Source organism: Streptomyces chumphonensis, from assembly GCF_014779715.1.
In the GTDB taxonomy this organism is placed as follows: Bacteria; Actinomycetota; Actinomycetes; order Streptomycetales; family Streptomycetaceae; genus Streptomyces; species Streptomyces chumphonensis.
Map to the genome: position 1 here is coordinate 1 of NZ_JACXYU010000024.1, position 9,979 is coordinate 9,979.

The window sequence follows — 9,979 nt, forward strand, 5'->3', positions numbered from 1 at the left end:
ACCAGAGCTACTGGCTGGACAGCGCGCCGGCGCCCGACGCGCTGGTGCGGTCGGCCGGGCTCGCCTCAGCCGAGCACCCGCTGCTTGCCGTCGCGACGACGCTGCCGGACGGGGCCACCCTGCACACCGGCACACTGGCCACCGGCACGCACCCCTGGCTTGCCGATCACGCGGTGTGGGACACCGTCCTGCTCCCGGGCACCGGCCTCCTCGACCTCACGCTGCACGCGGCGCAGCACGCCGGAACCCCGTACGTCGAGGAGCTGACGTTGCACGCTCCCCTGGTCCTCGGCGCCGATGCGGCCCTGACGGTCCACGTCCGTACGGAATCGCCGGCCGACGACGGCAGCCGCGCCCTCACCGTGCACAGCACGGCCGATCACCGCACCTGGACTCTGCACGCGACCGCCGTCCTGTCCCCCGCTGTCCCGGAGGCGGATGCGGCGGACGCGGCGGCGTCAGGTGCCTGGGCCGGAACGTGGCCCCCTGCCGGGGCCGAGCCGGTGCCTGTGGAGGGGCTCTACGAGCGGCTGGCCGAGGAGGGCCTGAGGTACGGTCCCGTCTTTCGTGGGCTGCGGCAGGTGTGGCGGCGCGGTGCGGAGTTGTACGCCGAGGTGGGTCTGCCCCAGGAGGCGCACGCGGACGCCGAGCGCTTCCGGGTTCATCCCGCGCTGCTCGATGCCGCGCTGCACCCGCACCTGGTGGACGGCGTCGACCGGGTCCGGCTGCCGTTCGCGTGGCGCGGGATCGCTCTGCACGCGGTGGGTGCCACGGAGTTGCGGGTGCGTCTGGCTCCGGATGGGCCCGAGGCCCTGTCGCTGAGTGTGGCGGACGCCGGTGGGTCCCCGGTCGCCACCGTCTCGTCCCTGGCGGTACGACCGGTCGAGCGGGAGCGGTTGGCGGCGGCGGCGCGTGGGGCCGTGGTGGCGGAGTCGCTGTACGAGCCGGTGTGGCGGGAGGTGTCCGGGCGGACGGGCGGGGCCGCTCCGCGCACGGTCGTCGTCCCGGCGGACGCGCTGGACGCCGAGGGGCACCCGGAGGAGGTCGCCACCGGTCTGCTCGACGCGGCGGTTGGGGTGGAGGCATCCCCCGAGGTGGTCGTGGTCCCGTGCGGATGGTCCGCGCATCGGTCGCCGGTGCCGGATCGCGTCGACCTCGCGGTGCGGCGCGTGGTCGCCCTGCTGCGCGTCTGGGCGACGGACGCTCGGTTCGGGGCCTCGCGGCTGGTGCTGCTGACGCGGGGGGCCGTGGCGGTGCGCGAGGGTGAGGAGGTCTGCGATCTGGCGGCGGCTGCGGTGTGGGGCGCGGTCCGCTCGGCGCAGGCCGAGTTCCCCGGCCGACTTCTGATCGTGGACGCCGAGGACAGCACGGCGTCCGGGGACGCGGACGGCTCGGCGGGTCTCCGCGCGGCGCTCGCCGCCGTCGCGGCGGAAGGGGACGACGCGGGGCAGTACGCGATGCGCGGGGGGCGGCTGTTCGTGCCCCGCCTGGTACGGCTGCGTCCCGCGACGCCGGACGCACCGCGGCCGGACGTCCCAGGGCCGGACGGCGCCACGCCGGGAGCGGAGCCCTGGGACGCCGGGCGTACGGTGTTGATCACCGGGGGCACGGGCACATTGGGGTCCCTGGTGGCCCGGCATCTGGTGCGGCGGCACGGGGTGCGCCACCTGTTGCTGCTCGGCCGACGGGGTGTGGAGGCCCCGGGTGCCGACGGGCTCTGCGCGGAGCTGCGGGAGCTGGGGGCCGAGGTCACCGTCGCGGCCTGTGATGTCTCCGACCGCGCGGCCCTGGCCGAGGTTCTGGGGACCGTGCCCGCCGACCGGCCGCTGGGCGCCGTCGTCCACGCGGCGGGGACGCTGGAGGACGGCACGGTCGAGACCCTCACCGCCGAGCGGGTGTCCGCCGTCCTGGGGCCGAAGGTCGCGGGTGCGTGGCACCTCCACGAGCTCACCCGTGAGCTGGATTTGACCCGCTTCGTCCTGTTCTCGGCGGCGGGCGGGATGCTCGGCAACGGGGGCCAGGCCAACTACGCGGCGGCCAACGCGTGTCTGGACGCGCTGGCCCGCTTCCGTCGGGACCGGGGGCTGCCGGGTCACTCCCTGGCCTGGGGCCTGTGGGCGGAGACGAGCGGGTTGACGGGCCGGCTGGACGCGGCCGCACGGGACCGGATGCGGCGGGCCGGTGTGCTGCCGCTGTCGAGCGCCGACGGCCTGGGGCTGTTGGACCGGGCGCTCGGGGAGGACCGTGCCGTCGTGGTGCCGATCCGGCTGGACCTGACGGCGGTGCGCGACGGTGGGGGGATCGCGCCGGTGTTGCGGGACCTGGCGCCGGGAAGGGGCCTGCCGCGCGCGGCGGTTTCCGGGGGCCCGCCGCCGGTGGAGGACGACCGGCTCGCGCTCGCCGGTCTCACGCCGGGGGAACGGGCCCACGCCCTGGAGGAGTTGGTGTGCCGCCAGGCGGCGACGGTGTTGGGCCACAGCTCGGCCGACGCCGTCCGTCCCACGCGCGGGTTCCTGGAGACGGGGTTCGACTCGCTGCGGGCCGTGGAGTTGCGCAACCGGCTCGGGGCCGCGACGGGCCTGCGGCTGCCCGCCACGTTGATCTTCGACCATCCGACGCCGGGGGCGCTCGCGGCGCACCTGGACGTGCGGCTCCAGGAGACGGGAGGACCGGCCGGGGGCCGGGCCGGGGCGGAGACCGGGGCGCCGGCCGGGGCGGAGACCGGGCCGGCCGACGGTGTCGGGCCCGTGGCCGGTGCCGTCACCCCTGCGGCGCCCGAACTCGAGCTGCTGGAGAAGGCGCTGGTCGCCTCCGGGCTGCTGGGCGGCGGCGCGGAGGCCGCGACGGCCGGGCCGGAACGCGAGCGGGTCTCGGCGCGGCTGCGGGGGCTGCTGGAGCGGCTGGACGCCCCGCACTCCGAGCCGGCCGAGGCCGAGGACGCGTTCGCGGACGCCTCCCTGGAGGACATTCTCGACATCGTCGACGACGAACTCCGCAGGTCCTGACGTGCCCGGCGCCGCCGCACGGCCCACCACGCCCACCACGCCCAACGGGCCCCCGCCCAAGCACCCTCGTACGGAAGGTCAGCCCACCATCATGACGAGCGATCCGACAGCTGGAGCCCCGGGCACCAGCGGAACCGACGCGAAGGTCGTCGACGCGCTGAAGCGGCTGACCGTGGACCTGCGCCGAACGCGGCAGCGGCTGCGTGAGGCCGAGGACGCCGCCCGCGAGCCCGTCGCGATCGTCGGCATGGCGTGCCGCTACCCGGGCGGGGTCGGCTCGCCGGAGGAGCTGTGGCGTCTCGTCGAGGAGGAACGCGACGTCATCGCGCCGTTGCCGGACGACCGGGGCTGGGACGAGGAGTTGTACGACCCGGACCCGGCTCGGACGGGGAAGGTCTACGTCACCGAGGGCGGCTTCCTGGCGGACCCGGCCGCGTTCGACGCTCCGTTTTTCGCGATGAGCGGCCGGGAGGCGCTGGCCACCGACCCGCAGCAGCGGCTGCTCCTGGAGACCTCCTGGGAGGCCGTCGAACGCGCGGGCATCGACCCGACGACGCTGCGGGGCAGCCGGACCGGCGTCTTCGCGGGCGTGATCTACCAGGACTACGCCGCCCGGCTGCGCAACGCGCCCGGGGAGTTCGAGGGATACCTGGGCAACGGCAGTACGGGCAGCGTGGCGTCCGGCCGGGTCGCCTACGCGCTCGGGCTCGAGGGGCCCGCCGTCTCGCTGGACACGGCCTGCTCGTCCTCGCTGGTGGCGCTCCACCAGGCCGTGCAGGCGCTGCGCTCCGGAGACTGCACGATGGCGCTGGCCGGTGGGGTGACGGTGATGGCCTCGCCGCTGGCCCTGGTGGAGTTCAGCCGGCAGCGCGGGCTGGCCGCCGACGCGCGTTGCAAGGCGTTCGCGGCCGGGGCCGACGGCACCGCGCTGGGCGAGGGCGTCGGGATGCTGCTCCTGGAGCGGCTGTCCGACGCCCGGCGGCACGGGCGGCGGGTGCTCGCCGTCGTGCGGGGCAGCGCGGTCAACCAGGACGGTGCCAGCAGCGGGCTGACGGCGCCGAGCGGGGCGGCGCAGCGGCGCGTCATCGGTCAGGCGCTGGCGGCGGCCGGACTCTCGTCGGCGGACGTGGACGCGGTCGAGGCACACGGCACCGGTACCGAGCTCGGCGACCCCATCGAGGCGCAGGCGCTCATCGACACCTACGGACAGGGTCGTCCCGCCGAACGCCCCCTGTGGATCGGCTCGGTGAAGTCCAACATCGGCCACGCCCAGGCCGCCGCCGGAGTGGCGGGTGTGATCAAGATGGTGCAGGCCATGGCGCACGGGGTGCTGCCGCGCACGCTGCACGTGGAGGCGCCGAACCCGCACGTGGCCTGGGACGCGGGCGCGGTGGACCTGCTCGTCGCCCGGCGGGCCTGGCCGGACACGGACCGGCCGCGGCGCGCCGGTGTCTCCTCCTTCGGTGTCAGCGGCACAAACGCGCACGTCGTCCTGGAGCAGCCCGCTCCGCTTGCGGAGGCGACGTCGGCGACGCCCGGGCCCGGCGCCACGGGCACCGTGCCCTGGGTGCTCTCGGGGCGGACGCCGGAGGCGCTGCGCGATCAGGCCGCGCGCCTGGCGGAGCACGTGGCCGCGCGGCCGGAAACGGCGCCGGACGCGGTGGGCGCGGCGTTGGCGTGCGGCCGGTCGGTCTTCGAGCACCGGGCGGTGGTGCTCGGCGAGGCACTGGGCGAACTGCGCTCCGCACTGGACGCGTTGGCCGCCGGACGGTCCGCCGCCGGCCTGGTGCGGGGCGTGGTGGACGGCGAGGCGCGGCCGGTGCTGGTGCTCTCCGAACAGGCGCCGGGGGCCGGGCTCGGCTGGGTCGGGCCGCTGGCTCGGGCGTTTCCGGCCTTCGCCCGGCGGCTCGCCGAGTGCGCCGAGGCGCTGGCCGCCGTGGAGGCGCTGCCCGCGCGTGCGGCGGGCCGGGAGCGGAGCGAGGAGGTCGGGGCGCTGCCCGGGCCGGAGGACGAGCCCGTGACGCGGTGGGCGGTGCTGGTGGCGCTGGCCGGTCTGTGGGAGGCGTCGGGTGTGCGGGCGGCGGCGGTCGTCGGCGTGGCGGGTGACGGGGAGACAGGGTCCGGCGGTGCCGGTGGAGGGCTTGATGTCGCGGAGGTCGCGGCGGCCTGTGTCGCGGGCGCGCTGTCCCTCAAGGAGGGTGCGCGCGCCGTCGCGCACGGCGGGCCGGCTCCCGATCCGTCGGCCGCCCGGGTGCCGCTGCGTCGTGCCACGGCGGGTTCCGGTGAACTGGAGCGGGTCGCGGGCGCGTTGGTGGAGCGCGGGCACGGGCTGTTCGTGGAGGTCGGTGTGGCGGGGGAGGTCGGCGCACGGCTCGCGGAGGCGCTCGACGGAGGCCCCGGGCGGCTCGTCCCCTCCCCGCTCGGCGGCACGGACGCGGGCGACGGCGGCGCGGGCGCGTTGCTGAGGGCGCTCGCCGAGCTGCACGTGAGCGCGGTGACGGTGCGGTGGAGGGCCGTGTTCCCGGAGCCCGGCTCCGACGGCGCCGCGCCGGTGGACCTGCCGACGTACCCCTTCCAGCGGCGCCGGTACTGGCTGGCGGACGGCCCGCCCACGGTCGACGCGACGGCCGCCGGGCTGGTCGACGCCGAACATCCGCTGCTCGGCGCGGCCGTCGACCTCCCGGACGGCGAGGGCATGCTGTTCACCGGACGGCTGTCGACGGCCGAGCACCCCTGGCTCGCGGACCACACGGTCGGCGGCCGGATCGTGGTTCCGGGCACGGCCCTGGTGGAGTTGGCCCGCTGGGCGGGCGCGGCCACCGGATACGCCCGGGTGGCGGACCTGGCCCTGCACGCTCCGGTCGAACTGACCCTCCCGGGCTCGGGCGCCCCGGCGCAGCCCGGACGCCCCGCCGAGCGGGCCGTGCGCCTGCACCTCGCCGCGCCCGGACCGGACGGCCGACGCCGCCTGGTCCTCTCCACCCGGCCCGGCGCGGGCCACGACTGGACCCGGCACGTGACGGGCACGCTGGAGCGCACCGGCGCGCCCGGGGGGACGGCCGTACCGGAGGGCGTGCGCGGCGGCCCCGACCTGGTGACCTGGCCTCCGCCGGGGGCCACGGCCGTGCCCGTCGAGGGGTTCCACCGGCGCGCTGCCGCGCACGGCATCGCGTACGGGCCGGCCTTCCAGGGGCTGCGACGGGTGTGGCTCCGGGACGACGAGGTGTTCGCCGAGGTCACGCCACCGGGCGGGCTCCAGTCCGAGGCCGGCCGGTACGGTCTGCACCCCGCGCTGCTGGACGCCGCGCTCCAGGCGTGGCCGGTGGCGCACCCCCGGGCGTTGGCGGAGCGGTGGGTTCCGGCGGCGTGGCACGGCGTCACGGCCGGTGCGGCGGGCGCCGGAGCGCTGCGGGTCCGCCTCGCCCCGGCCGAGGGGCCGACGCCGGATTCCGGGCAGGCGGTGTCCGTGTGGGCCGCCGACGCGGCCGGAGTGCCGGTCCTGTCGGTGGTATCACTGCTGAGCCGGCCCGCCGAGCCCGGCGTCACGACCGGCTCCGGGGCCGGTCGTGACGGGCTGCTCCGGCCGCGGTGGACACGGCACGCCCCGGCCGGGGCGGCGCCGGACGGCCCGGCGCACGACGCCGGGTCGCCCGCCGTCATCGGCAGTGGGGACGCGGTGCCGTGGGCCGACGGCCCGCGCTACCCCGACCTGCCCGCGCTGATCGCCGCCGTGGCCGACGGGACGCAAGCTCCGGACGTCGTCCTGCTGCCCCTGGGCCACGCCGCCACGCCGGACGACGCCGCCGACACCGCCCCGCGCGACGTTCCGGCCTCGGCGCGCGCTGCGGCGGCCGGGCTGCTGGACGTCCTGCACGTCTGGCTCGCGGCTCCCGGCCTGGCCGGGAGCCGACTGGTACCGGTCTGGACCGGGGTGCCGGGCGCGGACGGCCGGCCCGCGGAGGACACGGCGGCCGAGGGCTCGCCCTTCGTTCCGGTCGTTGCCGCCCTGCGGGGGCTGGTCCGCAGCGCCCGGTCCGAACACCCGCGCAGGTTCGGCCTGTTGGCCGTCCCGGCCGTCCCGGCGGGCTCGGCAAACCCGGCACCGGACGCCGGGCTGCTCGCGCAGGCGCTCCGCGCGGTGCGTGAGGAGCCGGAGGTCGCGATCGGATCGGACGCGCTGTGGGTTCCCCGGCTGTCCGCCGCGCTCCCGGTCACCGGCAGCGGCAGCGGGGACGTGCGGGAGCCCGACCCGGAGGGAACGGTGCTCGTCACCGGGGGCACCGGCGCCCTGGGCGCGCGGGTGGCCCGACGGCTGGCCGCAGGCGGAGCCCGACACCTGTTGCTGGTCAGCCGACGTGGCGAACAGGCCCCGGGTGCGGCCGCACTGGCCCAGGAACTGGCGGCGTCGGGGGCCCGCGTCACGGTGGCCGCCTGTGACCTCGGCGACCGGTCGGCGCTCGCCGCCGTCCTCGCGGCGGTGCCCCCGGCCCACCCGCTGACGGCCGTCGTGCACGCGGCGGGCGTGACGCACGACGCGACGCTCGGAAACCAGTCGGAGGGCCACCTCGCCACCGCCTTCGCGCCGAAGGTGGACGCGGCCTGGCACCTGCACGAGCTAACGAAGGACACGGACCTGACGCAGTTCACGCTGTTCTCCTCCGCGGCCGGCGCCTTCGGAAGCGCCGGTCAGGCCAACTACGCCGCCGCCAACGCCTTCCTCGACGGCCTCGCCCGACTGCGGCACGCCCAGGGGCTGCCCGCCCTCTCCCTGGCCTGGGGCCCGTGGGACGAACCCAGCGCACTGACCGCCGCGTTGGGGAGCGCCGACCGGGAGCGGTTCGCACGGTCGGGTATCCGCACCCTGGCCACCGAGGACGCCCTGAGCCTGTTCGACGCGGCCCGCGCGACGGCCGGGGAACCGGTCCTCGTCCCCCTGCGGCTCGACCCCGAGCGGCTGCGGGAGGGCCCGGGCGCCGAACCGCTCCCCGCTCTCCTGCGCGGTCCGGCGGCTGCGGTCCCGCATGCGCCCTTGGCCGAGCCGCCCGGCCCCACCGCCGCCCCACCGAAGCCGCCGAACAGCGGCACGGACCACGCCGAGGGCGAGCCGCACGTCAGGCGGCTGAAGGCCATGGCGGAGCCCGAGCGACGCCGCGCCCTGCTCGCCCTCGTCCTCTCCCACACCGCCGTGGTGCTGGGGGACGTGACCGCCGAGGAGATCAGCCCGCATCAGGGGCTCACGGACCTGGGCTTCGACTCCCTGTCCGGACTCACCCTCCAGGAGCGGCTGTTCGAGGCCACCGGGGTCGAGCTTCCGAGCAGCCTGATCTACGACCACCCCAACGCCTCGGCCATCGCCGACCACCTCTGCGCGGAGCTGGCCGAGGCGGGCCCGGCCGCCCCCGACCTGGCACCCGCCCTGGCCGAACTGGACCGGGTGGAGTCCTTCCTCGCCACCTTCGCCGACGAGGCCGACGCCGCCGCCCGGGAGACCGTCGCCCGGCGGTTGCGGGACCTCGTCTCCCGGTGGCCCGGGGAGGCTTCCTCCCCCGCACCCACCGCACCCCGCACGGCGCCGGAGTCGGACGCGTCCGGGGCCCCCGACCTCACCGAGGCGTCCGACGACGAACTCCTCGCGGTCCTGAACCAGATGCGCTCCGCCGACGGCGGGTCGTCAACGAGCCGTCAGCACGGATGAAGGAGCGGTTCCACGTGTCGCACGAGTCATCGACCTCACCGTCCGGGCCGCCCGGAGGCGCACCCGCCGCCGGAGCGCGGTCCGAGGACGGCGCGTCCTCCCAGCTCGACACCTTCCGCGAGCATCTGCGCTGGGCCACGACCGAGTTGAGCGAGGCCCGGCGCCGGGTGAGCGAGCTGGAGGAGGCCGACCGCGAGCCCATCGCCCTCGTCGGCATGGCCTGCCGGCTCCCCGGCGGCGTCACCACACCCGAGGAGCTGTGGCGGCTGGTCCTCCGCGGCGGCGACGCCATCGGGCCGCCGCCGCCCGAGCGGGGCTGGCCCGAGGCGGACCTCCACGACCCGAGCAGGCAGCGGCCCGGCACCTCGTACGTGTGGCAGGGCGGCTTCCTCGACCGGGCCGCCGACTTCGACCCCGCGTTCTTCGACATCAGCCCCCGCGAGGCGCTGGCCATGGACCCGCAGCAGCGGCTGCTCCTGGAGACCAGCTGGGAGGCCGTCGAACGCGCCGGGATCGACCCGACCACACTGCGCGGCCACCGGGTCGGCGTGTTCGCCGGGCTGATGTACCACGACCACGCCACGCGTCTCGGTGAGGTCGACGAGACCGTCGCGGCCTTCCTCGGCAGCGGCAACGCGGGCAGTGTGGCCTCCGGACGGATCGCTTACGTGCTGGGTCTGGAGGGCCCGGCGGTCACCGTCGACACCGCCTGCTCGTCCTCCCTCGTCACGCTGCACCTGGCCGCGCAGTCGGTGCGGCGCGGCGAGTGTGAGATGGCGCTGGCGGGCGGCGTGACCGTGATGTCGACCCCGGACACCTTCGTCGACTTCAGCCGGGTGGACGGGCTGGCGCCCGACGGCCGCGTCAAGTCGTTCGCCGCAGCTGCCGACGGCACGGCCTGGGGCGAGGGCGTGGGCATGGTGCTGGTCGAGCGGCTGTCCGAGGCCCGTCGGCTCGGACACCCGGTGCTGGCGGTGCTGCGCGGCTCGGCAGTCAACCAGGACGGCGCCACCAGCAGCCTGTCCGCACCGAACGGACCCGCGCAACAACGCGTCATCCGGGCCGCGCTGGACGCGGCGGGGCTGTCGGCCGACCTGGTGGACGCCGTGGAGGCACACGGGACCGGTACGACGCTCGGGGACCCGATCGAGGCCCAGGCCCTCCTGGCCACCTACGGACAGAACCGCCCCGCCGAACGACCGCTGTGGCTCGGCTCGCTCAAGTCCAACATCGGACACACCCAGGCCGCCGCCGGAGTCTCCGGCGTGATCAAGACCGT

3 protein-coding genes are annotated in these 9,979 nt (G+C 76.9%); all 3 read left to right on the top strand.

What is annotated here, in order from left to right; translation table 11 throughout:
- A partial coding sequence (locus tag IF129_RS25815; protein WP_191212261.1) for a type I polyketide synthase occupies positions 1 to 3,005 on the top strand: 3,005 nt, incomplete at its 5' end.
- Positions 3,006 to 3,096: 91 nt separating this feature from the next.
- Positions 3,097 to 8,700: a type I polyketide synthase gene (locus IF129_RS25820; RefSeq protein ID WP_191212262.1), complete on the top strand. Its 5,604-nt coding sequence runs from the start codon at positions 3,097 to 3,099 to the stop codon at positions 8,698 to 8,700.
- A gap of 14 nt (positions 8,701 to 8,714) precedes the next feature.
- A partial coding sequence (locus IF129_RS25825) for a beta-ketoacyl synthase N-terminal-like domain-containing protein (protein ID WP_398850137.1) occupies positions 8,715 to 9,979 on the top strand: 1,265 nt, incomplete at its 3' end.